The 25837-nt window shown below is 63.7% G+C and carries 23 protein-coding genes; 11 read left to right on the top strand and 12 right to left on the bottom strand.

The genetic code is table 11. The features are described 5' to 3' along the window. Positions 1–226: 226 nt before the first annotated feature. Positions 227–982 carry a Crp/Fnr family transcriptional regulator gene (locus IVA95_RS34430; RefSeq protein WP_247514565.1) on the bottom strand — a complete coding sequence of 252 codons (756 nt, stop codon included), beginning with the start codon at positions 980–982 and terminating at the stop codon, positions 227–229. Positions 983–1181: 199 nt separating this feature from the next. Between IVA95_RS34430 and IVA95_RS34425 the strand changes: the two genes are divergently transcribed. After that, entirely contained in the window at positions 1182–1562 is a 381-nt protein-coding gene (locus IVA95_RS34425; RefSeq protein ID WP_247514564.1) for a response regulator, read from the top strand. A gap of 22 nt (positions 1563–1584) precedes the next feature. On the opposite strand, the gene IVA95_RS34420 is transcribed toward IVA95_RS34425, so the two are convergent. After that, positions 1585–3171: an alkaline phosphatase D family protein gene (locus IVA95_RS34420; protein ID WP_247514563.1), complete on the bottom strand. Its 1587-nt coding sequence runs from the start codon at positions 3169–3171 to the stop codon at positions 1585–1587. A gap of 89 nt (positions 3172–3260) precedes the next feature. Further along, positions 3261–4691 (bottom strand): TAXI family TRAP transporter solute-binding subunit, encoded by a 1431-nt coding sequence (locus IVA95_RS34415; protein WP_247514562.1) that lies wholly within the window; start codon positions 4689–4691, stop codon positions 3261–3263. A 219-nt stretch (positions 4692–4910) separates the two neighbouring features. On the opposite strand from IVA95_RS34415, the gene IVA95_RS34410 reads away from it, so the two are divergent. Next, complete coding sequence (locus IVA95_RS34410; RefSeq protein WP_247514561.1) at positions 4911–5216, top strand: 4a-hydroxytetrahydrobiopterin dehydratase; 306 nt, start codon at positions 4911–4913, stop codon at positions 5214–5216. 108 nt (positions 5217–5324) lie between these two features. Further along, on the top strand, positions 5325–5711 hold the full coding sequence (locus IVA95_RS34405; protein ID WP_247514560.1) for a YkvA family protein: 387 nt from the start codon (positions 5325–5327) through the stop codon (positions 5709–5711). A gap of 116 nt (positions 5712–5827) precedes the next feature. Here the strand turns inward: IVA95_RS34405 and IVA95_RS34400 are convergent, their stop codons facing one another. The 3 genes from IVA95_RS34400 to IVA95_RS34390 form a co-directional block, all read right to left on the bottom strand. Further along, positions 5828–6991, bottom strand: a complete 1164-nt coding sequence (locus tag IVA95_RS34400; RefSeq protein ID WP_247514559.1) for a TAXI family TRAP transporter solute-binding subunit — start codon at positions 6989–6991, stop codon at positions 5828–5830. Between the two features lie 53 nt (positions 6992–7044). Continuing rightward, entirely contained in the window at positions 7045–8145 is a 1101-nt protein-coding gene (locus tag IVA95_RS34395; protein ID WP_247514558.1) for a hypothetical protein, read from the bottom strand. Between the two features lie 341 nt (positions 8146–8486). Beyond that, positions 8487–9461, bottom strand: coding sequence for an NADPH:quinone oxidoreductase family protein (locus IVA95_RS34390; protein WP_247514557.1), 975 nt, complete (start codon positions 9459–9461; stop codon positions 8487–8489). A gap of 117 nt (positions 9462–9578) precedes the next feature. On the opposite strand from IVA95_RS34390, the gene IVA95_RS34385 reads away from it, so the two are divergent. From IVA95_RS34385 to IVA95_RS34355, 7 genes are all read left to right on the top strand, one after another. Continuing rightward, entirely contained in the window at positions 9579–10418 is an 840-nt protein-coding gene (locus tag IVA95_RS34385; RefSeq protein WP_247514556.1) for an SDR family oxidoreductase, read from the top strand. Between the two features lie 163 nt (positions 10419–10581). Beyond that, a complete protein-coding gene (locus IVA95_RS34380) occupies positions 10582–11229 on the top strand; it encodes an invasion associated locus B family protein (RefSeq protein WP_247514555.1) in 648 nt (215 codons plus the stop codon). A 185-nt stretch (positions 11230–11414) separates the two neighbouring features. Then, on the top strand, positions 11415–12641 hold the full coding sequence (gene rlmN / locus IVA95_RS34375; protein ID WP_247514554.1) for a 23S rRNA (adenine(2503)-C(2))-methyltransferase RlmN: 1227 nt from the start codon (positions 11415–11417) through the stop codon (positions 12639–12641). 154 nt (positions 12642–12795) lie between these two features. Then, entirely contained in the window at positions 12796–13287 is a 492-nt protein-coding gene (locus IVA95_RS34370; protein WP_247514553.1) for a hypothetical protein, read from the top strand. Positions 13288–13451: 164 nt separating this feature from the next. Then, a complete protein-coding gene (locus IVA95_RS34365; protein WP_247514552.1) occupies positions 13452–14213 on the top strand; it encodes a phosphatase PAP2 family protein in 762 nt (253 codons plus the stop codon). Positions 14214–14324: 111 nt separating this feature from the next. Further along, entirely contained in the window at positions 14325–15662 is a 1338-nt protein-coding gene (gene argG / locus IVA95_RS34360; RefSeq protein WP_247514551.1) for an argininosuccinate synthase, read from the top strand. Positions 15663–15929: 267 nt separating this feature from the next. Then, a complete protein-coding gene (locus IVA95_RS34355) occupies positions 15930–17684 on the top strand; it encodes an alkaline phosphatase (RefSeq protein WP_247514550.1) in 1755 nt (584 codons plus the stop codon). A 20-nt stretch (positions 17685–17704) separates the two neighbouring features. Here IVA95_RS34355 and IVA95_RS34350 read toward each other — a convergent pair whose 3' ends face one another. After that, complete coding sequence (locus IVA95_RS34350) at positions 17705–18322, bottom strand: TetR/AcrR family transcriptional regulator (RefSeq protein WP_247514549.1); 618 nt, start codon at positions 18320–18322, stop codon at positions 17705–17707. Between the two features lie 227 nt (positions 18323–18549). Between IVA95_RS34350 and IVA95_RS34345 the strand changes: the two genes are divergently transcribed. Beyond that, entirely contained in the window at positions 18550–19506 is a 957-nt protein-coding gene (locus tag IVA95_RS34345; protein ID WP_247514548.1) for a homocysteine S-methyltransferase family protein, read from the top strand. A gap of 56 nt (positions 19507–19562) precedes the next feature. Here the strand turns inward: IVA95_RS34345 and IVA95_RS34340 are convergent, their stop codons facing one another. The 5 genes from IVA95_RS34340 to IVA95_RS34320 form a co-directional block, all read right to left on the bottom strand. Next, positions 19563–21671, bottom strand: a complete 2109-nt coding sequence (locus IVA95_RS34340) for an OmpA family protein (RefSeq protein WP_247514547.1) — start codon at positions 21669–21671, stop codon at positions 19563–19565. A 195-nt stretch (positions 21672–21866) separates the two neighbouring features. Next, positions 21867–22097 (bottom strand): hypothetical protein, encoded by a 231-nt coding sequence (locus IVA95_RS34335; protein ID WP_213250808.1) that lies wholly within the window; start codon positions 22095–22097, stop codon positions 21867–21869. A gap of 93 nt (positions 22098–22190) precedes the next feature. Beyond that, positions 22191–22577, bottom strand: a complete 387-nt coding sequence (locus IVA95_RS34330; RefSeq protein ID WP_247514546.1) for a VOC family protein — start codon at positions 22575–22577, stop codon at positions 22191–22193. 42 nt (positions 22578–22619) lie between these two features. Further along, complete coding sequence (locus IVA95_RS34325; protein WP_247514545.1) at positions 22620–23447, bottom strand: FkbM family methyltransferase; 828 nt, start codon at positions 23445–23447, stop codon at positions 22620–22622. Between the two features lie 256 nt (positions 23448–23703). Beyond that, the gene (locus IVA95_RS34320; protein WP_247514544.1) at positions 23704–25698 is read right to left on the bottom strand and encodes an ABC transporter ATP-binding protein/permease; all 1995 of its coding nucleotides are present in this window, start codon (positions 25696–25698) and stop codon (positions 23704–23706) included. Between the last annotated feature and the right edge of the window lie 139 nt (positions 25699–25837).

The raw sequence follows: 25837 nt of genomic DNA, 5'->3' as shown, positions 1-25837 counted from the left end.
GCAGGTGGAGGCGCGATCTCACCGGAAAACCGGGACCCACTTTTCCGGATCGCGCTCAAAGCCTGGAATGCGAACGGGGCCATGGCTCAAACCTGGCCCCAAAAAGGAAGCCCGGCCAAAAGGACCGGGCACACCTTACGCGTTGCGGCGCAATATATTCAGAAAACGCCAAAAAACAATGGTTCGTTTGGCATTTGGTAGCCGATTTTGGGCATGGGCGCCGGGCTCAGTTGCCCGTTTCGGGGTCGGGATAGACCCCGCGCAAAACCTCGTCAAAATGGGCTTTGACCGCCTCGTTACAGCGGCAGGACCGGTTCCGCAGCGTGTCCCGGTTACGGACCAGGATCGAGCCGCGCCGGGTTTCCAGCGTGCCTTCCACCCTGAAAGTCTGAATAACCCGGCTGGCGTAGGAGCGCCCGACGCCAAGCAGGGTCGCCAGTTGCTCATGCGTCAGCGGCACGACGTCATCGCCATCGGTGCGCTCCATCGCCGAAATGATCCATTTCGCGGTGCGCTGTTCGATCGAATGGATCGCGTTGCAGGCGGTGGACTGGAAGATTTGCGCCAGCATGCAATCCGCATAGCGTGCGAAAATGTTGCTCAGCGTGCGCGACTTCGATTTCGCCGCATCGAGCTTTCCGATCGGGAGCCGCACGAACGGCCCAGCGAATTTGACCGTAATGCGGGTATAGGCTGGGAGATAGCCGTGGCTGACGACGCCACCGACCGCACCCTCGCGACCGATCAGAACGGTTTCGACGTCGCGGCCATCCTCGTTGGGGACCATGTAGGAGACGAGGCTGGGGCCGCAGGGAAAATGGACGGTCTCGACGTTGTCGCCAGGGTTGTAGAGCAGGTCGTTCGGTTGCGAATCGACCGGAACGAGGTGTGGTTCGATCAATCCGAAGTCGGCGTCATTCAAGCGACGCAGCAGGTTATTGAACGGCCGGACGGCGGCCGTCACATCGCGTCGCGTGAGCATCGGGAGCCCCTTTCCCTCAAACTATAATCGGTTTGACTCCGTTCATATGTCCACAAGTGAACAGACGATAGAACGAAGATATGATGGTTTCAGTTCCGGAACCGGCGGATGCGCTTTTTGCGAGGCACCGGGCCGACCGCGCATTTCCGGGGCTTCGGCCTGGATCCGATCAAATCTGACCCTTGGAACCGGCGAGAACATGGACCGCGCCTCCCACGACGGCATGCCCAGCGACGTGCTGGTCGTTGAAGACGATCCGATCATCGCGCTCGATTTCGAAGACACCATTCTGGGTTTTGGCGTGAAGACGGTGCGGATTGCCGCGAACGTGGCCAAGGCGCTCGAATTGATCGCCCATCGGCCGCCGGAATTTGCGCTGCTCGACGTCAGCCTTATCCGCGAAAAGAGCTTTGCCGTCGCCGAACGGCTTGAGGTGCTGAAGATTCCGTTTGCCTTTGTCACGGGCTATGGCGCCGATGCCCTGCTGCCGGCGGCATTCGCGACGAAGCCGCGTCTGCCAAAGCCCTGTTCGCCCGAAGCGCTTGAGGCGCTGCTGAAGAACAGCCGCATCATTCCTTGAGCGGGTGCGCCCGGCGCAGCAATTACACCGGCTTGGGATCGAGCGTCGTCGACCACAAGGCAACATCGGCGCGGTCGCGTAAGGTCACCGTCATCCGTCCGCTGCCGCCGTCGATCCTGACATGGCCGAAGAACTGCATGCCGGCCGACGGCGGCAGGTTTTGATTGCCGGGCCCCGGCGCCTTGATGAACTTCATCTCGGGTCCGAAGGTGTCGTCGAGGTCGTTCGGGCCGAACGTGCCGGCGTGCAGGGGACCAGCGACGAACTCCCAGAACGGGTCGAATTCCCCAAACTGCGCCTTGTCGGGATTGTAGTAATGCGCGGCCGCGTAGTGCACATCCGCCGTCAGCCACACGGTGTTGACCACGCCCGACGTCTTGATGAAGCGCAGGAGGTCGGCGATCTCCAGTTCGCGGCCGCGCGGCGGGCCGTCGCTTTGCGCAACGGCCTCCGAGCCCTTCTTGTTGCGCGCATCGTCATAGACGATGAGGCCGAGCGGCACATCGGATGCGATCACCTTCCAGGTGGCGCGCGAATTCAACAGCTCCCGTTTCAGCCAGGCGAGCTGCGCCGGCCCGAGAAAGTAGCTTTCCGGCCCGTAAGCAGCCTCCTGGTTCGCGCCATTCGGTCCGCGATAGCTGCGCTCGTCCAGCACGAACACATCGAGATGCGGGCCATAATGAATCGTGCGGTAGAGCCGTCCGGGGTCCGTGATGCTCGCCCGGATCGGATACATCTCGTGGAAGGCACGCGCTGAGCGGGCGGCGAGCAGGGCGACGTTGCGCTCCTTATAGGTGGCGGGAAGCTCCTTGGAAGACGACCAGTTGTTGACGACTTCGTGGTCGTCCCACTGCACGAGAATCGGCACTTCGGCATTGAACGCGCGCAGATGCTGGTCCATGAAATTGTACTTGTGCGCACCGCGGAATTCGTCGAGCGTTTCGGCGACCTTTGCTTTCTCGGGCGTCGTCACGTTCTTCCACACCTTGCCGTCGGGAAGCGTCACCTCGCTCTTGATCGGGCCGTCGGCGTAAACGGTGTCGCCCGAGTGCAGCAGGAAATCCGGGCGATGCTTGCGCATGGTGGCGAAGGTGAGCATGCCGCCGTCATCCGGGTTGATGCCCCAGCCCTGTCCGGCAACGTCACCGCCCCAAACGAAACTGACGTCGCGGCGGTCGCCAGGCGCGGTGCGGAACCGCCCGACCACCGGCTCGCTTTCGATGCCGGTATGGGCGAGGTCGCGAAACCGGACGCGATAGAAGATCTCCTGCCCGGCAGGCAGGTTCTCCAGCAGCATCTTCGCGGTGAAGTCGCTTTCGGGCAGCGCTGCGATCGGGGGCAAAGCCCGCGCGTTGGCAAAGGATTCAGACGTGGCGACCTCAACAAGCATTTGCGAGGGGCGGTCGGCGCGTGCCCATACGACGCCGCCGTCGGCGCCGACATCGCCAGATTGCACGCCGGAGGTGACGACGGGCCGGTCCGCGGCGCGGCTGAGATAGGGCATCGCAAGCGCGCCGATCGCGCCGGCGCCCACGCTCGCGAGGAAACGGCGTCGCGAAATTCCGTGGAGACCATCGGGGGGAGTTCTGCGAAATAACCTGAACGTCATGCGAACTTCTTCGGATCTGGAACGGGCATAGTGATAGCGCCGATAGACCTAGAGAGAATTGATGACGGCTCGATTACCGGATTGGATGATCAGGCGTTGCCGGCCGCGCGGAACTGCGCGCTTGCGCGTTGCAGGTTTTGCGGCATGCTCAGCAACAGCGCCTTGCGGTCGGCGACCGCGTTGTGGAACTGCTCGATCGCGATGTTGAAAGCGGCCAACGTGCCTTCCTCGATCGTGCCATGTTCGTAGCACAGCAGCGTGTGGCGCAAAATGTCGTCCGCTTCCGCCTGCATCTGGTCGAGCTCGTCCATCGAATCGCACTGGCGGGCGGCGCTGAGCATGTCGAGAAGCCGGTCGCGCTGCGATGTGTTGACGTTGCGCTCGTCCTTCTTGAGATAGCCGGCGAACCACGCGCCGGCGGAGCCCATCGCCGACATGGCCATCAACGCCCACCAGATGTAATCGCTGTAGCGGTCGAGGAAGGTCTTTTCCTCGCCGTCGACAAAGGCGGCGGCGCCGGGATGCACGGGAATCGTGGCGTCCTTGTCGGTGTCGGGCGTCTCGATCTTGGCAGCCAGCGGAAATTCGTTCTTCAGGTTTTGCCGGATGGCGAACAATTGGCGGGTAAAGGCGGCGATGGTCGATTCCGAAACGCCTCTGCGCGCCACGATATGGTGGGCGAAGCTGATGGTCTTGACCTCTGCCTCGGGCTTATCAGGCGCGCCACCAAAGGTCCCGGCGGGAATCTCGGAAGCCTCGTAGGCGGGGTGGTTCTGCGCAATCGCCTCCGCCGAATCGATCGCCAGGAATTTCGGCGTGCCGCCGTCGCGCGTGGAAGCCGCGATCGCGTCCGAAGTGATTTTGCTGTTGACCGGGCCGGCCGCGAGATAGGCATCTGCCTTCTGGCTGCGAATGGCTTCCGCGGCCTCGTTGGCCGGAAACTGTACGATCTCGACCTTGTCGGGATCGACGCCGTATTGCCGCAGGATCACCTTGAGTAAATTGACGTTGGCCTGGGTGCGGCCGACCACGCCGATGCGTCGGCCGGCGAGCTGCGTAATCTTGGTGATTTCGGGCGCGGCCCTCTTGCCCCTGGCAGCCTTGGCCTTGCCGGCCGACGGCACCCATAATACCGCGACGTTCTTGCGCAGCGTTGCCACGGCCTGCGCGTTCTTCGGCACATCGAGGTCACCGCGGATGATGGCGAGATCAGCTTTGCCTTCGCCGAGCAGATTGGCGCTCGCGAGTGCGCCGTCAGTTTGCACCGGACGCAACCGGACCTGGCTGTTTCGGGGACTATTGAAGGCCTGCGCCAGATTCTGGACGACCTTGAGATCGTCGCTGTTGGCAGGGCCAACCGCGATCCGCAGCGTCACTGGCCGCATCGCAAAGTAATACCCGGCCGCCAGCGCGCCGACGACGGCCAGCATGCCGGCCAGCGTGACGAATGTCAGCCGTCGTTTCGCAGAGCGGGGCGAGGGTGCGGCCGGCGTTTCCGCGGAATGGGGGCCGTCGGTCATCAATCCCCGTACGTTTGAGGGTGGAATTTTCACGCAGCCGGCACGCTTCGGCGCGCATTCTAGCAAATTTTCTCGCGGAACCTTTGTTACATCTCTGTCATGGTTACCGGCGTCCGAGGCCATCACTGGACACGCCTTGCATGCCTCTTTTGGACATGGGGATCCCCGAAGCGGCCTTGGGTGTTAGGGTGGCAGGCTGATTCAAGCGCGGAGGCGATCATGGCGGAACGGCTGTCGGCAGAAGCGCGAAAATCGGCGCTGGCGGAACTGACCGGCTGGTCGGAAACGGCCGGCCGCGAGGCGATTGCCCGCACCTTCACTTTCAAGGACTTCAACGAAGCGTTCGGTTTCATGTCCCGCGCCGCTCTCGTGGCCGAAAAGAGCGATCACCATCCGGAATGGAAGAACGTCTACAAGACGGTGGAAGTGGTGCTGGCGACCCATGACGCCGGCGGCGTCACCAGGCGCGATATCGATCTGGCCAAGGCCATGAACGCCATCGCCAGGCAATTGGGCGTCGCCTGAGGTGGCCTCGCCGCGATCTTGCGGCGGCGGCCGGACATCCCCAATTCTTTATTCGTACAGGGTTGGCCGCGGCGATCTACCGCGCCAGGATGCGAGGAGAGCGCCGCGATGGCATCGTCCGATCACACCGCGGGTTTTGAGCCGGCCGACCGGCTGGCGCAGGACCGGGAGCGTGTGCGCCGGCGCTTCTGGATCAAGCTCAAGCGGGTCGTGGCGCAGCTTCCCTTCGCCGAGGACCTGCTCGCGGCCTACTATTGTGCGTTCGACAAAGAGACGCCGCGTCACGTGCAGGCGGCGCTGCTCGGCGCTATCGCCTACTTCATCCTGCCGCTCGATTTCGTGTCGGACGTGCTGCCGTTGCTGGGCTTTACCGACGATGCCGCTGTGCTCGCTACCGCCATCCGCATGGTTGCAAGTCACATCACGCAGGAGCATCGCGATGCCGCCCGCGCTGCGTTGAAGCGCGGGATCGACACTGCTGAAGCGACGGAATAGCAGATCCCAAAAGCCCCGTTCCGATTGAATCGGAACGGGGCTTTTGATTGTCCGGCCTTGATGAGCCGGCCGCCATCGCGGATTGAATCCGGCGCCGGCTTCCGGCGGAAAACGCCTCAGCGAGTCTGCGCCCTTGCGCTTCGCTCCGCTTCCCACGCCTGGAACTGCTTGAAGAGCGCCTCCTTGTCCGCGTCGGTCTTGACGCTTGCCGCGGTCGTCGGACTCTGTTTCAGGAATTCATCGAACCTGGCGCGCGACACGGCCTCGACGTTGTGACTCTTGAGCCATTGCTCGGCCACCGGCAGGCGCTGCCAGTCCGGCAACGGCGCCGCCAGCGAGACTTCCTTCCACTTCGGATGGAACGGCGGGTTCTGGAACCTCGGAAATTTGGTGAAGAAGGCGTCCACGAACTGGGCCAGCTTGCGATAGCGCTCGGTGTTGGGTGCCCAGTTGTAGGCTGCGAGCACCGCAGGCACGGCGATGGTATCGACCTTCGCGCCTTCGGCGATCAGGTTGGGATAGTCCTTCGAGGTCAGTACCGCGGGCAGATAGTCGCCCTGCAGCGGCCGCGAATACTCGACCGGGACGAGGTGGAAACGGTTGTCGTTGAAATTGCTGACCGATTTGTATGGCTTGCCGCCGACGGCAATCACCGCGTCGATCTCGCCGGCCCGCATCTTCTCCATCGCGATACGCTGCTCGATATAGACGAAGTTCGGCTTGATGCCGAGCCGCTCGAACACGACCGCGGCGGTCACGAAGGTGCCGCCGTTGGGAAGGTCGACGCTGACCTTCTTGCCGTTGAGCTGGCTGATGCTGGTCACCGATTTCGACGCCATGACGTACATCTCTTCGTTGTAGAGCTTCGTCACGTAGGTGAATTGCTTCTTGATGTCCTTGGCGAAGCCTTTCTTCTCGAGATAGTCGAGCGTGTCGGCGCGCACGATGCCGAGGTCGACACCCTGAAGGAACAGGATGTCGGCCACGCTCTGCACCGAGCCGCGCCCGACGATCGGAAGTACGCGCAACTTGTTTCCGTCGTCGAGCACGGAAGCGAGGTCGGCACCGAACTGCACATAGGTGCCGCCGATTGTTCCGGAGATCAGCGTAACTGTGTTGGCGTTCAGCGCCTGCTTGGTGGCGACCGAACCGAACTGGAAGATGGCCTTCAGACTTTCGCTGACCTTGGCTGGATCGTATTCCGTTTCGGCGGCCTTTGCCGCCGTATTGCTGCATGCCACCGTTATGGCGAGCAATACCATTCCCAATAAGTGTCGCATGGGTTCCTCTGCGCTGGTCTGGAGTAAATTTCTTGAGTAATTGCCTGGTTCTGTTACTGGCCGAGCCGCCGCTTTGCATCGGCCGAACCAAGTTGGGCGGCCTTCTGGTACCAGAGCTTTGCCTGTGCTGGATCGGGCGTGACGCTCCGCAAATCCTGGCTGCCCAGCACCTGCGGATCATACGTTCCCGCGAGCATCAGCGCGGCCTCCACTTCCTGCGCGTCCGCAGCCCGTTCGAGCAGCAGCCGGGCGGAGGTGATATCACCGATCGCAAGCAGGCTCTTCGCCCGCTTCAATAGCGCCGCAAGCTCGTCCGGATCGATGCGCCGTGCCGGAGCCACTTCACGCGTCACCGGAACGGGCTCGCGAACCGCGGGCGCAGCCGCAGCAACCGAGGCCGCCGGATTAATCGCGGCGACGACTTCACGGGACGCTTCGCGCGCCACCGGCTCAGGTACGGCGACCTTGCCCTTGAGCGCGCTCTGATAGGCGGCGGCAATTTCGTCGCGCGTCGGCGACGCCGATGCCAGCGCGGTGGGCGGCGTGCGGCGAGCGGCTGCCATCTCCGCGCCGGACGGTTCGGCGGCCAGCGGCGGCGCGGCAACGCGCTGCGGCTGCGCAGGCTCGGGCATGGCCGCGGCGGCGAGCTCAGCAGGCGGTGGACTGTTGCCGCCGCCACCGCCGAGCGAGGCGTTGAAGATGACGGCACGCGTCGAGTCGATCGAAAACAGCGCGAGGACAGCGGCTATCGCCGACACGATCACGACGCCGGTTACAATGCGCCCGGCGCGCGCTTTCTTCAGGCCGCCGCTGCCGAACCTTCCACTGCCGAACGTATATTCGGAAAGCTGCTGATGTGACTCCTCCTCGTAGTTGGAGAGGAAAAGCGGTACCGGCTCGTGTGGTGGCAGCTCCTCCGGCAGCACATCTGTCCGCTCAAACGATGGCGCAAAGGACTGCGCATATTGGGGCTGCTCGTAGTGAGGCTGCTCGTATCGGAGCTGTTCGTATTGAGGCTGTTCGTATCGGGGTTGCTCGTATCGAAGCTGCTCGAATCGAGATTGATCGGCCTCGTACAACCGAGGATCGCTGATGGCTTCGTCGAATCTGTCGAACGGATCTCTCGCCTGATCCGGCTTGGTGTTCTCCGCCATGGATGCTCCCCACTACTGAACGCAACGACGGGCGTTCCCCTGCACCTACTTCTTGATCTTATTGACGTACAGGAGCCCCTCTACTGATGGTTAAAATCGCACACGGAATGGGTTCAAAAAACGACGGCGGCCGGGGGGAATGAGGAGATATTTTGGTATGATTGAGGCGAACAAGCGGCATCCTGCCGTTTGAAAACACGCATTGTTACCGAGCAACTATATCGGTGAGATGAAATTCATGCCGCTGACGCGAAAAAAAGTGCGTCGCTGGTCCGCGCATCGTACGGACCGCTCCCGTTTCTTCCGAGTGGACGACTAGGTTCGACAGATGATCCCGCACCTCAGGGATGCAGGATCACCTTGCCCATCGCCTTGCGGCCGGCGAGCACCTTCAGCGCTTCGGCGGTTTGTGCCAGCGGAAAGGTGCGGTCGACATGCGAGGAAATCTTGCCTTCCGCCGTCCACTTCACGAGCTTTTCCAGGTTGGCGCGGTTCTTCTCGGGATTGACCCTGGTCCAGGCGCCCCAGAACACGCCGCGGATATCGCAGCCCTTGAGCAGCGCCAGGTTGAGCGGCATCTTCGGAATGTCGCCCGCCGCAAAGCCGATCACCAGGAAGCGGCCTTCCCAGGCGATCGAGCGCAAGGCGGCTTCCGCGTAAGTGCCGCCGACCGGATCGAAGATGATGTCGACGCCCTTGCCCCCGGTGAGGCGACGCAAGCCCTCTTTCAAATCTTCCTTGCTGTAGTTCAGCGTCAGTTCGGCGCCGTGCGCCTTGGCAAATTCCAGCTTCTCGTCCGACGACGCGCAGGCGATTACCTTCAGGCCCATCAGCTTGCCGAGCTCGCAGGCCGCAAGGCCGGTGCCGCCGGCAGCGCCCAGCACGGCAAGCGTCTCGCCTGGCTTCGGGCTGGCGCGATCTTCCAGGGCGTGTAGTGCCGTGCCGTAGATGATGATGATCCCGGCGGCGCGGTCAAAATCCAGATTTTCGGGGATCTTCACGATCGAGCTTGCCGGCAGCGCGATCTTTTCGCGCGCGCCGTTGTGGCCGCAGGATGCCACCACGCGGTCACCGACCTTCAGGTCGGTCACCCCGGCGCCGACGCTTTCGATCACGCCGGCAACTTCGGCGGCTGGCGAAAACGGGAACGGCGGCTTGATCTGGTACTTGCCCTGGATCATCAGGATATCGAAGAAATTCAGCGCCGCGGCCTTGATCGCGATCACGGCCTGTCCCGGTTCGGCCACCGGATCGGGCACGTCGGCCAGCACGAGATCGTCCGGTTGGCAATATTGCGAGCAGAGAATGGCTTTCATGGACACACCTGATTTTCGGACGGGAAAGAAGAGGCTGGATGCTTCTTGCCGGATTTGAAGGCAGGCTACAATCCGATTCAGGCGCATGGCTTATGGTGATCGAACGGGATTCAAACGATGTTTGAAAAGGGCTTGCTGGCGGGAAAGCGGATCTTGGTCACCGGCGGCGGCTCGGGGCTTGGAGCCGCGATGGGACGCCGCTTCGTCGAGCTTGGCGCAGAGCTCGTCATCTGCGGCCGCCGGCTCGAATTGCTGGAGGCGACTGCCGCGCAGATGCGCGGTGAACTCGGCGGCAAGGTCACTGCAGTCCGATGCGATATCCGCGACGCTGCGGCCGTCGATGTGATGATGGACCAGATCTGGCGGGAGGCGCCGATCGACGTGCTGGTCAACAATGCTGCCGCGACCTTCATCGCGCAGACCGAGCATCTTTCGTTCCGCGCGGCGGATGCGATCCTGGCGCCGACGCTGCACGGCACGATGTACTGCACCCTCGCCGCGGGCAGGCGCTGGATCGACAGCAAGCACAAGGGCGTGGTGCTGAGCATACTCTCGACCTCGACGATCACCGGCCGCGCGTTCACGGTGCCGTCGGCGATGGCGAAATCCGCCGTGCTCGCGATGACCAAGAGCCTTGCGGTGGAGTGGGGACCCAAGGGCGTGCGCACGGTTGCGATCGCGCCCGGCGCGTTTCCGACGCCCGGCGCTTCGGGCCAGCTCCGTCCCGAGGGCCGCGATGAAAGCTGGGCGCAGCGCAATCCGCTCGGCCGCGCCGGCGAGCATGGCGAACTTGCGAATCTCGCGAGCTTTCTGATTTCGGACCAGGCCGGCTACATCAATGGTGAGATGGTGGTGCAGGATGGCGGCGCGCATTTGCGCAGTTCCGGCGCCGAGGATCTGCTGCAATGGACTGATGTGCAGTGGCAGAAGCAGCGCGAGCGCCGTTCCAGGGACTGAAGTCGAGACCCGCGCGCTGAATTCGAACGGCATCGGGAACGAAGGTCCGCGACGGTGAGTAACACCGTAACTGCCTTCCCAAAAAAGCATTTCCCGGCTATCCATCCCCGGCGGCGCGATGGGCGCTCGGGCCATCTTCCAGTCACAATAATGAGGGAACCAGTTGTCCGTGTTGCGAATACTGACATTTCTGGTTGCGATTGCGGCGTTGTGCGGGACGACAGCCCTCGCGCAAACACAGGCCCCTGCTTCGAAGGGCGCCAAGGATTCGGCGAAGGAAGCAGCCAAGCCTGCGCCTGCACCGGCGGCAAAGCCCGGAGCTAAATCTGCGGAACCGGCAGGGGCCGCTGCGGCGGGCGGTGCGGAACCTACCTTGATCGGCCAGTACGGTACCTGGGGCGCCTACACGGCGGCGCCGAACGGCAAGAAGGTTTGCTTCGCGCTGGCGAAGCCGTCGTCGTCGAAAACCAATCCGCCGAATCGTCCGCGCGATCCAGCCTACGCCTTCGTCTCGACGCGTCCGGCAGAAAAGGTCTTCAACGAGGTCTCGATCATGATCGGCTATGCGCTAAAGCCGGGCTCGGAATCCTCTCTCGAAGTCGGCGGCGCGTCCTACGCGATGTATACCCAGGGCGATGGGCTCTGGATCAAGAACGCCGCGGAGGAAGAGCAAATGGTCAACGCCATGCGCAAATCCGCCGAGGTCACCGTCAAGGGCATCTCGGCCAAGGGCACCGAGACGACAGACGTCTTCTCGCTGAAGGGGCTGTCCCAGGCGCTCGACCGGCTGGCGCAGGATTGCAAGCGCTAGACGGCATTTAAGCCCAAAATGACGTTGTTTGCGGGCGTTGGAAAGCCTATTTGAAGCTGTCTCCCCTCATGGTGAGGGGGCGCTTGCGCCGTCTCGAACCATGAGGCCCGTCTCTCATCCTTCGAGACGCGGCGAAGACGCCGCTCCTCAGGATGAGGGAGAAACCTCCCTAGAACAGAAATACGATGACCGCAGTTTCGACAGAGACGAAGTCCACGCCGATAACTTCCGTGGCGCCGCTGGAGAAGGTTCCGCTCGAAACCTATGTGCCGCCGGCAAAGCCCTCGCTGATCGGCCTGTCGCGCGCCGAGATCGCCGACCGGCTCGGCGAGATCGGCGTTGCGCCTGCGCAGCGCAAGATGCGCACGCAGCAGCTCTGGCACTGGACGTATTTTCGCGGCGCCAAATCTTTCGCCGAGATGACCAGCGTCTCCAAGGACATGCGGGCACAGCTCGAGCAGCATTTTACCGTCGACCGCCCCGAGGTGGTGGCCGAGCAGATTTCCAGCGACGGTACCCGCAAATGGCTGCTGCGCCTGCCGAGCGGCGATGCGTTCCAGAAGGCGCATGAGGTCGAGTGCGTCTACATCCCCGAAACCGATCGCGGCACGCTGTGCGTTTCCTCGCAGGTCGGCTGCACGCTGAACTGCTCGTTCTGTCACACTGGTACGCAGCGGCTGGTGCGCAACCTCACCGCGGGTGAAATCGTCGGCCAGATCATGGTGGCGCGCGACCGTCTCAACGACTGGGCCGATCGCGAGACGCCGACCGGCAGCCGCCTCGTCACCAACATCGTCATGATGGGCATGGGCGAGCCGCTCTATAATTTTGACGCGGTGCGCGATGCACTGCTGATCACAGCCGATAATGAAGGCATCGGCATTTCCCGCCGCCGCATCACCCTGTCGACCTCGGGCGTGGTGCCGAACATCATCCGCACCGGTGAGGAGATCGGCGTCATGCTCGCAATCTCGCTGCATGCGGTGCGTGACGAATTGCGCAACGAGCTGGTGCCGCTGAACCGAAAATATCCGATTGCCGAACTGCTGCAGGCCTGCCGCGACTACCCGGGCTCGTCGAACGCGCGGCGCATTACGTTCGAATATGTGATGCTCAAGGGCGTCAACGATTCCCTCGACGACGCCAAGCTGCTGGTGAAGCTGCTCAAGGGCATTCCTGCCAAGATCAATCTGATCCCGTTCAACCCCTGGCCGGGCACAAAGTATGAGTGTTCGGACTGGGAGCAGATCGAAAAATTCTCTGAATACATATTCAATGCCGGCTATTCCTCGCCGGTCCGCACGCCGCGCGGCCGCGACATTCTCGCCGCCTGCGGCCAGTTGAAGTCGGAGACCGAAAAGCTGTCCGCGCGCGAACGCCAGGCGCTCCGCGCTATGGCGATGACGGATTGAATGTCCAGAGCACTAATGGTCGTCATGGCCGGGCTTGACCCGGCCATCCACGTCTTTGGTCAATCTCGACAGATAAGACGTGGATGCCCGGGACAAGCCCGGGCATGACGGTGGAGAGGGCAGCGCTATTTATGCTCAACGACGGAACAGCCTAATGGCACTGATCGGCCGCCTCTTCGTCATCCTGTTCGCTTTCCTCGCCGCCTGCTTCGTGGCAGGCATGATCGTGGTCGGCGCGGTGCTGTATCCTGAGTTGAGCGATCTCGGTGGCGTGCCGATCGACCAGAGCGCGGTCAACGTCGTGCTCGGCTTCGGCTTCATTTTTCTGTCCGGTTTCGCACTGCTGCCGGCGCTGGTCATCGTCCTGATTACCGAGGCTTTCTATATCCGCAGCGTGCTCGCTTACGCCATCGGCGGCGCTATCGTCGGCGCGGCCTGCTATCTCGGCCTTACGCCATTCGACCCGGAAACGCTGCGCTTCGACGGCATCGTGCACCGCCACCTCGAAATCATGACCGGGGCGGGCATCGTCGCCGGCCTCGTCTACTGGATGATCGCGGGCCGATCCGCCGGAGCCTGGCGCGAACCGCGACCTCCACTGCGGCCACCGCCGCCATTGCCGTCACAGTCTCGGCCGCAGGTGTGACTCAGGCACAGCCGTCATTGCGAGCCAACGGGTCGCGCGAATGCGCGCCCGATGACAGGCCGCGAAGCAATCCATCCCGCCGCGAAAAGAAAGAATGGATTGCTTCGCTTCGCTCGCAATGACAGGGGTTTTCATCCCCAACTGCCTCGGCTAAACCCCGCGCCATGAACCGTACCGGACTAATTATCGCGTTGGGCTTGTCGCTCGTTGTCGGACTGCTGTTTGGAATCTTTCCCGAACTCGATCTGAAGCTGGCGGCATTGTTCTACGATCCCGCGAGCGCCTCGTTTCCCTTAAAGCAGAACGGGGTTGCCGCATTCGCGCGTGATGCCGCGATGTGGATCGCGTGGGCGCTGGCGCTGCCGGCGCTGATCGCGATTGTCGCGAAGCTGCTGCGGCCGGATCGGCCGATGCTGGTTCCGGGACGCGCGGCGGTGTTCCTCCTGGTCACTATCCTGCTCTCCGCGGTCGTGCTGACCAATCTGACCTTCAAGAGCCATTGGGGACGGCCAAGACCGGTGGTGGTGACGGAATTCAACGGCCCCTGGGAATTCGTGCCGTGGTGGGACCCGCGCGGGGCTTGCGGGCGCAATTGCTCGTTCTTCTCGGGCGAGGGCGCCACCGCATTCTGGACCTACGCGCCCGCAGCGCTGACGCCGCCGGCGTGGCGACCGTTGGCCTATACCGCGGCGACCCTGTTCGGTATCGCGACCAGCGCGCTGCGAATGGCGTTCGGCGGGCATTTCTTCACCGATGTCGCCGCCGCCGGCCTGGTCAGCTTCTTCGTGATCTGGCTCGCCTATGCCTGGATTTACCGCTGGCCGTCGACGAGGTTTACGGATGCGCAAGTCGAGGCCGCGCTGGCGCGCTGGGGTTGGCCCGGCTATCGCCTGTGGCAGCGCTGGCGCGGGCGCGAGGCGGGATAAGCCGAACTCAGCCGCGAAGCGCCATTAAACGCGTGCTCAGTAGCGTGAAATTTGTTATTCGCGCCCTCAAGCCGCAAACGACATCCGCCATTTCGACCGATTGGAAGCTCGATGAGTACGATCCTGAAAAGCCTGCCCAAGGGGGAAAAAGTCGGCATCGCTTTCTCGGGCGGTCTCGACACCAGCGCGGCGCTGCTCTGGATGAAGCAAAAGGGCGCGCGCGTTTTTGCCTATACCGCAAACCTCGGCCAGCCTGACGAGGCCGACTACGACGAGATTCCGCGTAAGGCGCTCGAGTTCGGCGGGGAGAAAGCCCGGCTGGTGGATTGCCGCACCCAACTGGTCCACGAAGGGATTGCCGCGATCCAGTCCGGCGCCTTCCACGTCTCTACCGGCGGCATCGCATACTTCAACACCACGCCGCTTGGGCGCGCGGTGACCGGCACGATGCTGGTCTCGGCCATGAAGGAGGACGGCGTCAATATCTGGGGCGATGGCTCCACCTACAAGGGCAACGATATCGAGCGGTTTTATCGCTACGGCCTGCTGACCAATCCGAACTTGCGGATCTACAAGCCCTGGCTCGACCAGCAGTTCATCGACGAGCTGGGCGGGCGCGCGGAAATGTCGGCGTTCATGACCGCCAACGGATTCGCCTACAAGATGAGTGCCGAGAAGGCGTATTCGACCGACAGCAATATCCTCGGCGCCACCCACGAGGCCAAGGATCTCGAGCGTCTCGATAGCGGCATCAAGATCGTCAATCCGATCATGGGCGTGCCGTTCTGGCGTGACGACTGCGCCGTCAAGGCCGAACAGGTCACCGTGCGTTTTGAGGAGGGCCAGCCCGTCGCGCTGAACGGCCAGACATTCGCCGATCCGGTGGCGCTGTTCCTCGAAGCCAACGCCGTCGGTGGCCGGCATGGCCTCGGCATGAGCGACCAGATCGAGAACCGGATCATCGAGGCCAAGAGCCGCGGCATCTACGAAGCGCCCGGCATGGCGCTGCTGCACATCGCCTATGAACGCCTGGTCACGGGCATCCACAACGAGGACACCATCGAGCAATACCGGATCAGCGGCATGCGCCTTGGCCGGCTGCTGTACCAGGGGCGGTGGTTCGATTCCCAGGCCCTCATGCTGCGCGAAACCGCGCAGCGCTGGGTGGCGCGCGCGGTCACCGGCGAGGTGACGCTCGAGCTGCGCCGTGGCAACGACTTCTCGATCCTGAACACCGAGAGCCCCAACCTGACGTATCAGCCGGAGCGGCTGAGCATGGAGAAGGTCGAGGACGCCGCGTTCTCGCCGGCGGATCGCATCGGTCAGCTCACCATGCGCAACCTCGACATCGCCGATACCCGCGCCAAGCTGAAGCTCTACGGAGAGACGGGCTTGCTGTCCGGCAGCGAAGGCTCGGAGATCTTCAAGCTCGAGAGCGACAAGGGCTGACTCTCGTGTCCCGGACGCGACGCAGCGCGTAGCGGTGCGGCGCAGAGCCGGGACCCAAGCCCAAGAGTGCCGATAGTGGCCGCCTAATGTGGGCCCCGGCTCAGCAGCGCATCACTTCGTGCTGCGCCGCGTCCGGGGCACGAGGCCCGCCCGGGTTGACTGTCCGTTATCGACACGTCATCCGGGACAGATAGATTTGCCGCCGTGAATTCTTGCGGAGCAGCCGCGGACGCTGGCCGCTCCGTGTGTCCGACCGGAGCCTCGATCATGATCAAGCCAGTCACCATCGCCCTCGGCCTCCTGCTTTCGGCATCAGCGGCGGATGCCCAGACGATCTATCCCATTGACCGGGCCGAAATCCTTTCCGGCGCGCAGTTCGACCTCAAGGTCGAATTTCCCGACAAGATCGATCCGGCGAAGCTGAAGGTGACGGTCAACGGTCAAGACTATGCCGCCGCCTTCGGCCGGGCCGGAACGTTCGTCGAGCGCGAGGATGGCAAGGACCAGTCGGCGCTGATCCTCCGCGATGTCACGCTGACCGCGCCCGGCCCTGTCGTCGTCGAGGCCAGTGACGGCGCGCGCAGCGGCAAGGTGACATGGACCGTCTATGACACCGCCCCGCGCAAAGCGAAAAATGTCATCCTGTTCATCGGCGACGGCATGTCGCCCTCGCATCGCGTTGCGGCTCGGCTGCTTTCCAAGGGCATCGCTGAAGGAAAGAGCCTCGGCAAGCTCGCAATCGACGACATGCCGCATATGGCGTTGGTGGCGACGGCGGGCTCCGATTCGATTATCACCGATTCGGCGAACTCGGCCAGCGCCTATGCCACCGGCCACAAGAGCGCCGTCAATGCGATGGGTGTCTATGCGGATCGCACCAAGGACCCGTTAGACGATCCCAAGGTCGAGACCATTGCGAACCTGGTCAAGCGCCGGCTCAACATGGCGGTAGGCGTCGTCAGCAACACCGAGATCGAGGATGCAACACCCGCGGCGATGGTGGCCCATACCCGCCGCCGCGCCGAGTATGATCAGATTGTTGAGCAGTATTTCGCAGCCAAGCCTGATGTGTTGCTCGGCGGCGGCAGCGCCAATTTCCTGCCAAAAGCTGCATCCGGAAAGCGCAAAGATGATGTCGATTATATCGCCCGCTTCCGCGAGGCCGGTTATCCCTTGGCGACCACCGCGGGCGAACTAAATGCGCTCGCGACAAAGTCCGAGACGCGCCGGTTGCTCGGCCTGTTCGCCGCCGGGAATATGGATGGCGCGCTCGACCGCAAATTCCTCAAGGGCGGCGGCGTCAAGAAATTCCCCGAGCAGCCCGACCTGACCGAACAGGTCCAGGCTGCTTTGAACGTGCTGTCGAGGAACGAGGCTGGCTTCTTCCTGATGGTTGAGTCCGGAATGATCGACAAATACGCGCATCTGCTCGACATGGAGCGGGCGGTCTACGACACCATCATGCTCGATAATGCCGTGCGCCTCGCCCGCGATTGGGCGAGCAAGCGCCGCGACGACACCCTGATCCTGGTTGTGGCTGATCACAACCATCCCAACAGCCTTGTCGGCACCATCAATGATGACATGAGCACGACGCCGAACGTGCCGTTCCGCGAACGCGTCGGCGTCTACGACAAGGCCGGCTTCCCCAACTATCCGGCGCCTGATGCGGACGGCTATCCGTCGCGCGTCGATGTCAGCCGGCGGCTTGCCATCTTCTCCGCCAGCCTTCCCGACCACTACGAGACCTTCCGTCCCAAGCTCGACGATCCGAACGAGCCGACGGTGAAGGGCGATGACCCCGCAACCTTCAAGGCCAATGAGAAATACAAGGGCGTCCCCGGCGCGGTGCTGCGGCCGGGCAACCTGCCGGCGATGGTCGGGGCGAGCGTGCATTCCGGTGAGGACGTCATCCTCACCGCGACCGGCCCCGGCAGCGAACGCGTGCGGGGCTCGATGGACAATACCGAAGTCTTTCGTGTGATGGCGGAGGCGCTCGGCCTTGCCGCAGTGGGCCGGTAGCTTTTGCGCCGTGAGCTTCATTAAGACGTCGGCGCGGCAAACATCAGTTTGACGCAGCTTCGAAAGATCATGATCTGCCGTTCGAGACGGCTCGGATCATTCAGCGTCTTGGACATGATGATGGCGCCGTCGACGATGCAGGACAGCATGTCGGCGACATCGTCGAGGTCGACCGGCTCTCTCGGCGGATACACCGCCGCGATGCCGTCGAGGATCGTGCGGAAGCGCGCATTCCAGTCGCGCACGGACTGCGCGGTGAGATCGCGTATCTCACGGTCGAACAGCCGTTCCTGATAGCAGATGCTGGCGATCAGGCAGCCGGGATGTCCGTTCGGCAGATCGGCCATCGTTTCGGCAAGCAGCTTCAGCGAGATCAGAAATGCCTGCAGCGGATCGTCGGAAAGCTGGCGGCCGCGCGCGAAGATATCATCGAACAGCTGATCGTTGGTCGCGACGTATCTGCGAAGCATTTCGCGGGCGAGCGCATTCTTGTCCTTGAAGTGATAAAAGAAGCCGCTCTTCGTGAGGCCGGCCTCGGCGATCACCTCCTCGATCGAGGTGGCGCCAAATCCCTTGGCGAGAACGGCAGCCTCCGCGATCTCGAGAATGCGCTCGCGAGTCGCTTCGCCTTTGCTCATCCGGGGTTCCAGAACTGTACCCATGGTACTGTTTCTCCGTGGCAGTCAGTGCAAGCGGGCTGCCGACCAACCCTATAACCATCTGATTTCGTATCAATTTGCGGGCCTATGGTTCAGCCGCACCACGAGCCGCCTAGGCCGCCGCGACACTATGAGGCACCAACACGGCCGGACCAAGCCGATGCCGGCGAGACGTATCGAGGTCCTCACTTCGCGGAGATATTGAAATGGCCAAGTACCGACATGCCCTGCCGCAGCGCCGTGGTGGCATTTTCCTAACCGATGGCGGCATGGAAACCACGCTGATCTTTCACGGAGGCGTGGATCTGCCGCACTTTGCCGCCTTTGTGCTGCTCGACAGTGCCGAAGGACGGGAGAAGCTGAAGCAGTATTATGCCGCCTATCTTGAGGTCGCGCGCGACCACGGCACCGGCTTTGTGCTCGACAGTCCGACCTGGCGCGCCAATCCGGATTGGGGTGCGAAGCTCGGGTATGACGCGCCTGCACTCAAGGCGATCAACGTCCGTTCGATGGAGTTTCTCAGAGAATTGCGCTCCGGCTGGGAGCGGCCCGGCGCACCCTGCGTCATCAGCGGCGCCATCGGACCGCGCGGCGACGGCTACAAGGCGGGCAACATGGACGCTGCGGAAGCCGAAGCCTATCATCGGGCGCAGATTGCGGCGTTCGTCGAGGGCGGCGCCGACATGGTCACCGCCTATACCCTTACCAGTATCAATGAAGCGATCGGCATCGCGCGCGCCGCGCGGTCGCAAGGGATACCGGCGGCTATCTCGTTCACGGTGGAGACCAATGGCCGCCTAGTGAAGGGGGAAACGTTGCGTGAGGCGATCGAGGCCGTGGATCGCGAGACCGATGGTGCGCCCGAATACTTCCTGATCAACTGTGCGCACCCAACGCATTTCGAAGACGCGTTGAAGGCGGGCGAAACCTGGACCGAACGTATCCATGGCATCAGGGCCAACGCCTCGACAAAGAGCCATGCCGAACTCGACGAATCCGAAACGCTCGATGCGGGTGATCCGGCCGATCTTGGGCGACGCTATGTTGCGCTCAGGCGCGCGTTTCCGGCGATGCGCATTCTTGGCGGCTGCTGCGGCACCGATCACCGGCACGCCGCTGCCATTTGCGAGGCGTGCGTGCCACCGCGGGCCCTCAGCGCTTGATTCAAAAAAATGGCCGGGATTGTTCCCGGCCATTTCATTTTGATCGACTGCGAGGCTCAGCGCGGCGGCGCGGTGCCGGGCGGGGGCGGCGGCAGCGAAGCCTGTCCGCCGTTGAGCAGCGGCGTGATGTTGCGGATGGTGACGCGGCGGTTGACCGCGCTCGGGCCGTCGGTCTGCTCCTTCAGGTACTGCTCGCCATAACCCTGCGAGGTCAGGTTCTCCGCCGGCACGTTGAACTGCTGCGTCAGCAAGGTGGCCGCAGATTCGGCGCGGCGATCCGACAGCGACAGATTGTCGACATCGTTTCCGACCGCATCGGTGTGGCCCTCGATCAGGAATACCGCGCGCGGATTCTGCTGGATCGCCCGGTTGAGGCCGTCGGCAATCACCTGCAGCTTCGCCGCCTGATCGGGCGGGATTTCCCACGATCCGGTTTCGAAGGTGATGGTGTTGACGTCGATGCTCGGCATCCGCTGCCGCACGGTGGGGCTGTAGCGGATTTCGTCCAGTGAATAGCGCCGTTCGATCCGTTCCACCGGCGGCGCCATCATGGTCTCGTAGATCACCTCCGGCTCCGCCTCCTCGGCATCGACGATGTATCTGTTGTAGGGGATATGGATCGTCGGCGGCGGCAGCGCCACGAAGAAGCCGCCCGTCGCCCGCGGATCGCGGTAGCTGTTGTCGATGATGATGATCTCCCGGCCCCGCTCGTCGCGGCGGATACGGCGCAGCAACTGACCGTCGCGGCCCATCACGGTGATGACCTGGGTGCCATCGGGTCTGATGACGACAGTACGGGTCTCGCCGCCGACGGTCTGGGTCTGGATGTCGCGCGCGCCGTAGCGGAAGCGCTCGACCTCATTGTGACGGATATAGGCCTGTCCGCCGGGATCGCGAACGATGATCCGGCCGGGTTCGGTGATGACGGTGCGGCCGCCTTGCTGGACTTCGCGACGCTGGCCACGGAAGTCATCCAGCCGCTGTGGACCCGCAGGCGCAGCGCCCGGAGCGATCACCCTGAGCCCCTCTTGAGTCGGAGGAGGCGGCGGCAATGGCGCTGTGACCTGAGGCGCACGCTGGAAGGCCGGCGCGACGGTTGGCGGTGCGTTCTGGACCCGGCCGGCCGGCGGCGTGGCGGCCGGAGCACCTGGCACGGCGGTCGGCGCTGCGGGAGCGGTCGTGGTGCCCGGAGCGGCCGGAGTGCCAGCAGCCGGGGGCGCCGTTGGCGCAGGTGTCGCGGTCGGCGCCGTTCCAGCGGGGGCGCCGGGGGGCGGCGCGCCGGGGCGGCCCGTCGGTGCCGTTGGCGCCGTCGTTGGAGCACCGGCGGCCGGAGGCGGTGTGCCAGGGCGTCCCTGCGGTAGCGTTGGCGCGGTTGTTGGGGTGCCCGCCGCTGGTGGCGTTGTCGTGGTGCCCGCGGCCGGTGGCGTTGTCGTGGTGCCGGCGGCCGGTGGCGTCGTGGGTGGCGCGCCGGGACGCGCCGGCGGCGCAGCCGTGGTTCCGCCGGGCGATGGGGCGGTCGGCGACGCGGCTGGAGCCGGCGTCGCAGTCGGCGCCGGCGGCTGCCTTGCACCGGAAGGCGGGGGCGGTGTGGGCGATGGCGTCCCCTTCTGAGATGAAGGCGGTAGAGGCGTCGGCGTCGGTGCCGCCGGTTGCTTCGGCGCAGCGGGAGCTGCCGCCGGTGGCGGAGGCGGCGGTGTAGTTGGACGCGCAGGCGCCGCCGCGGGAGGTGGCGGTGTCGGAGTCGGACGCGCGGGTGCGGCCGCAGGAGGTGGCGGCGGAGGCGGCGTTGGACGCGGCGGCGCGGCTGCCGGAGGAGGTGGCAGCGGCGTTGGACGTGGCGGCGGTGCAGCCGCCGGTGGTGCCGGCGGCGGTGCCTGGCGTGGCGGTGGGGCAGCCGCCGGCGGAGGTGGGGCAGGCGTCGGACGTGGAGGCGGCGCCGCAGCGGGCGGCGGCGGGGGAGTAGGCGCCGGTCGGCCGGGGGCAGCGGCCGGCGGCGGTGCGCCCGGCGCGCCCTTCGGCTGCTGCTGCTGTCCCTTGGCTCTGCCTTCCTCTTCCTTGGCTTGCGCCACGACGAGCGGAGCGGTCTGCGCCTGCGATGCGGAGATCGCGAGCTGCGTCACCGTCAAAGCAGTTGTGGCAAGCAGCACGATGCGAAGGTTTGTCATGATGTCCTTGGTCCCCGAAAAAGGCTGGCAGTAACGGAAGTGCTGTATTGAGGTATCAGTTGGTCGATCAGCCGCTCATCATTAGGCCGGATTGTGGCGGCTTACAAATCGCCCGTAGCTTTTTATTTCATGAAAGCAAGGGGTTGCATGCACCCTTATTCATTGCGCGTTCAGACGGTGCTTTCAAAGTTTGTTTCATTCGGTCCCCGGATCGGTGGCTGGGTTAGGCGTTCGCGGGCCATTTGGTCCGCGCACCGGTAGCTCGTCTGGCATCTTGCCCGGCAATTCCCGCGGCTGCGGTGGCTGGCCCGGCTCGTGTACCGGTGGCGGCACCTCCGGACGCGGACGGCCCGGCGGCTCTTCGCGCGGCGGCTCGGTCGGTTTTCCCGGTGTCGCCGGTGGTACTTCCGGCGGTTCAATCGGCATCACATCTCCCGGGCTACAAGTTCCGGGAGCGACAACGGCGACGGCGGCGCCAAGTTCCCGCGCGATCCAATTAATGGAACCGATGGAACCCGGTTACTTGGGCGCGTGGCAGACGGCCTCGATGTTGTGGCCGTTGGGATCGAGCACGAATGCACCGTAGTAATTCGGGTGGTAGTGCGCGCGGACTCCCGGTGCGCCGTTATCGCGTCCGCCCGCGGCCATCGCCGCGTTGTAGAAGGCGTCAACCGTGGCGCGGTCCTTCGCCACGATCGCGACATGCAGCGGCTTGTCCAATCCGCCCTCGCCGCCGATCCAGAAGTCGGGCTTTCCGTTGGCGCCGAAACCTGCGGCGGGCTCGTGGCCGTGTTGCTCCTGCGTGACTTCCATCACGAGAGTGTAGTCGAGCGGCGCCAGGGCTTTCAGATAAAAGGCCTTGGAACGCTCGTAATCCGAAACCGGAAATCCGATGTGGTCGATCATCAGGCTCTCCTGCGGTTTGAGAGATGGGTTCGCAGCGGAAATTCAGCCTCGCGCCAATAGCGTGTTGCTGCGGGTTCTGCCGGTCTCGGCATAACCCCGCGTCCGCATGTCCGCGATGCAGTCTTGCTGCCATTCGTCCTTTGACAGATGCTCGATCACGACCGCGCGCGGCCACAGCGTCTGCGGCGCCTCGGCGAAGAAGCCGGTCAGCACGCGATCTTCAAATCCTTCGACGTCAATCTTGAGCGCGTCGACATGCGAGACGTCTGCTTCTTCGAGGATGCGCTGCAGCCGCAGCGACGACACCCTGATCGCCTTGCCGGAGGCCACGCCCGACACGATGTGGCTGGCGCCGAGATTGTCCCCATCGGTTTCGATCATCAATTCGCCGTCGGCGGCACCGGCGGCGGCCGCGACCAGTCGCACCTGCCTGTAGCCGGAGGCGGCATTGTTGAAGGCGAGCCGCGCATGGGTGACCGGATGCGGCTCGATCGCGATCACCTTGCCGCCGGCGCCGACATGGCGCGCCAGCGCAAGCGCATAGGTACCGACATTGGCGCCGACATCGACGAACACGCCGCCTGCGGGCACATGCGCGCGCAGAAAATTCAGTTCTTCGAGATTGTAGTCGGGATTGAACAGCGCGCCGCGCTCGGTGGCGCTGGCCTGATGATAGAAGCGGAACGAGGCGCCCTGGTACTGCATGTCGACGGGCCCTGTCCGCAACAGGTTCACCAGCCGCGACAGCATCGGCCGGAACGCGCCGCGTTTCAGCCGCGAGCGGTGGGCCAGCGAGATAATGGCGGCCTGTGCGGCATTCGGAGCGAACGCGCCGAACGGGGCGGGCGATGGATCGTTGTCGGGCGTCAAACCTAAGTCCTCGGGTAGAAGCGGCGCATGCATAGCCGGTTTTGCACGCGACTCCAACGAGGCTCTGAGTGCGGGTAGCGCGATTGCCCCCGTTTTGGCTGTCATGCCCCGCGAAGGCGGGGCATCCAGTACGCCCCGGCCTCTCTATGTCATTGTCGTCTCTGGAATACTGGATCGTCCGCCGGAGCCTGTCATCGGGCGCGCATTCGCGCGACCCGTTGGCGGACGATGACGGCGGATATGACCGAGGAAATTACTAAGCCGCCTTTCGCGCCGTCTTGCGCGGACGCAGGAGCCGGCCGAGCAAACGGCGTTTGTCCTTGCGCGGAATCAGCTCGACGTCGCTGACGAGTTTGGCGCCATCCTTGCGTCGTTCCAGCACGATCTTGCGGCTATGGAACGCCTCCAGCTCGGCGCGATGGGCGACGCTGACGATGGTCGCGTTCGGCAATTCCTTGATGACGAGCTCCATCATCTTGTCCTGACTCTCTTTGTCGAGCGCCGACGTCGCCTCGTCCAGCACCACGATGTCGGGGTTGTGCAGCAACAGCCGCGCAAATGCCAGCCGCTGCTTCTCGCCGCCGGACAGCGTCTGATCCCATGGTCCCTCTTCCTTGATCTTCTCCCTGAGATGGTCGAGGCCGACCTTGTGCAAGGCATCGCAGATCTGCTCGGTGAGCCAGTCATCGGCCGCACCGGGATAGGCGATCGCGCGGCGCAACGTGCCGGTGGGGATGTAAGGCTTTTGCGGCAGCATGAAGAGCCGGCGGTCAATATGGAAATTGACGCTGCCGCCGCCCCAGGGCCACAGCCCGGCGATCGCGCGCACCAGCGTGCTCTTGCCTGTGCCGGACTCGCCGGCCACCAGTAATCGCTCGCCGGGTTCGATCACGACTTCGGTCTCGTCGACGACGGCGGTGCCGTCGTCGAGTGTCACCGACAGATCGTTCAGACTCAGCATGGCGCCGCCTTCGGTCTCGCCGCGCTTGATGCGGCCGATGCCGTCGCCCTGCTCGGCGCGCTCCAGGCCGTCGAGCGACATCATCAGCGAAGCGATGCGGCGTGCTCCGGCGTTCCATTCGGCAAGCCGCGGGTAATTGTCGACCAGCCAGCCGAACGCGGTCTGCACGATGGTGAAGGCGGACGCCGCCTGCATCACCTGACCGAGCGTCATGCTGCCGTCGAGGAATTTTGGTGCGCACAACAATAGCGGGACGACCGGCGCGATCAGGCCTGATCCCTGCGACACCACCGTGGTGCGCATATGCTGGCCCGCTACCCGCGCCCATTGCCGCAGCACTTTTGAAAACGTCTTGTTGATGCCGTCGCGCTCTTCCTCTTCGCCGCCGAGCAGCGCGATGCTCTCGCCGTTCTCGCGCACACGGGTCAGGACATAGCGGTATTCGGCCTCGGCCTGGTTCTTGGCTTCGGACACCTGCACGAAGCTTCGTCCAATCGCCGTGATCGAGCCCGAAGCGATCGCAGCGTAAACCATTGCTGCAATCACGAGGAAGCCGGGGATGGTGATGGTCGATCCCGCGAGCGTGATCGTCAGCGCGCCGCCGATGGTCCAGAGCACGACGATGAAGGTGGCGGCCGACAGAAATGCCGATGTGACGCCGGCGACGAAATCAACCGGCGAGTCGGTCGCGATGCGCAAATCCTCGGCGATGCGATATTCGGGATTCTGATGATCGCCGCCGACGAGGTTGAGCTGATAGTAGCGGCCATTCGCCAGCCACCGCGATATCACTGCGTTCGTCAGCCAGGCGCGCCAGCGGCGCTGGATGCCCATGCGGACGAACACCTGCGCCACGCCGAGCATCACGCTGCCGATGGCGAGCGGAAAAAACACTGCGGCGAGATAATACACGGTGGCGGAGTCGCGCTTCTCGATGGCGTCGAAGATCGCGCGATTCCAGACATTGATGCCGTATTGAAAGGCGACATGGCCGACGATCAGGAGCAACAGGCCGATCGAGAACAGCCACGCCAGCCGGTCGCCGCCTCTGCCCCAATAACCGCGTGCGCTGATCCAGAACCGCGTCAGCAGATAATTCTTGCGAGCTTGCTCGGCCTCTTCCGGAGACATCTGCGGATCGGGCTCTACCACCTCCGGCGGAGGCGGTTCGACGGGATCGCCGCCCTCCGCGGTAACGTCTATCAACTCTGATTCTTCTTCGGACTCAGAGGGGTTCTTCGCGTTGGTTTTTTTGCGGGGTGGCTTTGACTTGGTGTCGGACCTGGCCATGGCGCAACAACGCAAGGAAAATCAGATGGTTCCTGACAATCGTTCTGTACTCTTGTCCGTGGTGGCTCGAAGAGCGAAGGCGCAAGCAATCCATCTTTCCGCGGAGAAATGGAATGCTTCCCGCCCTCACTAAGCTACG

This window comes from Bradyrhizobium sp. 157, assembly GCF_023073815.1.
Taxonomy (GTDB): domain Bacteria; phylum Pseudomonadota; class Alphaproteobacteria; order Rhizobiales; family Xanthobacteraceae; genus Bradyrhizobium.
This window is presented reverse-complemented; position numbering and strand designations above follow the sequence as displayed.

What these genes read in the sequence shown, in the direction of transcription:
- IVA95_RS34430 (WP_247514565.1), bottom strand. Translation starts at nt 982, where the DNA reads ATGCTCACGCGACGCGATGTGACGGCCGCCGTCCGGCCGTTCAATAAC.
- IVA95_RS34425 (WP_247514564.1), top strand. Translation starts at nt 1,182, where the DNA reads ATGGACCGCGCCTCCCACGACGGCATGCCCAGCGACGTGCTGGTCGTT.
- IVA95_RS34420 (WP_247514563.1), bottom strand. Translation starts at nt 3,171, where the DNA reads ATGACGTTCAGGTTATTTCGCAGAACTCCCCCCGATGGTCTCCACGGA.
- IVA95_RS34415 (WP_247514562.1), bottom strand. Translation starts at nt 4,691, where the DNA reads ATGACCGACGGCCCCCATTCCGCGGAAACGCCGGCCGCACCCTCGCCC.
- IVA95_RS34410 (WP_247514561.1), top strand. Translation starts at nt 4,911, where the DNA reads ATGGCGGAACGGCTGTCGGCAGAAGCGCGAAAATCGGCGCTGGCGGAA.
- IVA95_RS34405 (WP_247514560.1), top strand. Translation starts at nt 5,325, where the DNA reads ATGGCATCGTCCGATCACACCGCGGGTTTTGAGCCGGCCGACCGGCTG.
- IVA95_RS34400 (WP_247514559.1), bottom strand. Translation starts at nt 6,991, where the DNA reads ATGCGACACTTATTGGGAATGGTATTGCTCGCCATAACGGTGGCATGC.
- IVA95_RS34395 (WP_247514558.1), bottom strand. Translation starts at nt 8,145, where the DNA reads ATGGCGGAGAACACCAAGCCGGATCAGGCGAGAGATCCGTTCGACAGA.
- IVA95_RS34390 (WP_247514557.1), bottom strand. Translation starts at nt 9,461, where the DNA reads ATGAAAGCCATTCTCTGCTCGCAATATTGCCAACCGGACGATCTCGTG.
- IVA95_RS34385 (WP_247514556.1), top strand. Translation starts at nt 9,579, where the DNA reads ATGTTTGAAAAGGGCTTGCTGGCGGGAAAGCGGATCTTGGTCACCGGC.
- rlmN (WP_247514554.1), top strand. Translation starts at nt 11,415, where the DNA reads ATGACCGCAGTTTCGACAGAGACGAAGTCCACGCCGATAACTTCCGTG.
- IVA95_RS34370 (WP_247514553.1), top strand. Translation starts at nt 12,796, where the DNA reads ATGGCACTGATCGGCCGCCTCTTCGTCATCCTGTTCGCTTTCCTCGCC.
- IVA95_RS34365 (WP_247514552.1), top strand. Translation starts at nt 13,452, where the DNA reads ATGAACCGTACCGGACTAATTATCGCGTTGGGCTTGTCGCTCGTTGTC.
- argG (WP_247514551.1), top strand. Translation starts at nt 14,325, where the DNA reads ATGAGTACGATCCTGAAAAGCCTGCCCAAGGGGGAAAAAGTCGGCATC.
- IVA95_RS34355 (WP_247514550.1), top strand. Translation starts at nt 15,930, where the DNA reads ATGATCAAGCCAGTCACCATCGCCCTCGGCCTCCTGCTTTCGGCATCA.
- IVA95_RS34350 (WP_247514549.1), bottom strand. Translation starts at nt 18,322, where the DNA reads ATGAGCAAAGGCGAAGCGACTCGCGAGCGCATTCTCGAGATCGCGGAG.
- IVA95_RS34345 (WP_247514548.1), top strand. Translation starts at nt 18,550, where the DNA reads ATGGCCAAGTACCGACATGCCCTGCCGCAGCGCCGTGGTGGCATTTTC.
- IVA95_RS34340 (WP_247514547.1), bottom strand. Translation starts at nt 21,671, where the DNA reads ATGACAAACCTTCGCATCGTGCTGCTTGCCACAACTGCTTTGACGGTG.
- IVA95_RS34335 (WP_213250808.1), bottom strand. Translation starts at nt 22,097, where the DNA reads ATGCCGATTGAACCGCCGGAAGTACCACCGGCGACACCGGGAAAACCG.
- IVA95_RS34330 (WP_247514546.1), bottom strand. Translation starts at nt 22,577, where the DNA reads ATGATCGACCACATCGGATTTCCGGTTTCGGATTACGAGCGTTCCAAG.
- IVA95_RS34320 (WP_247514544.1), bottom strand. Translation starts at nt 25,698, where the DNA reads ATGGCCAGGTCCGACACCAAGTCAAAGCCACCCCGCAAAAAAACCAAC.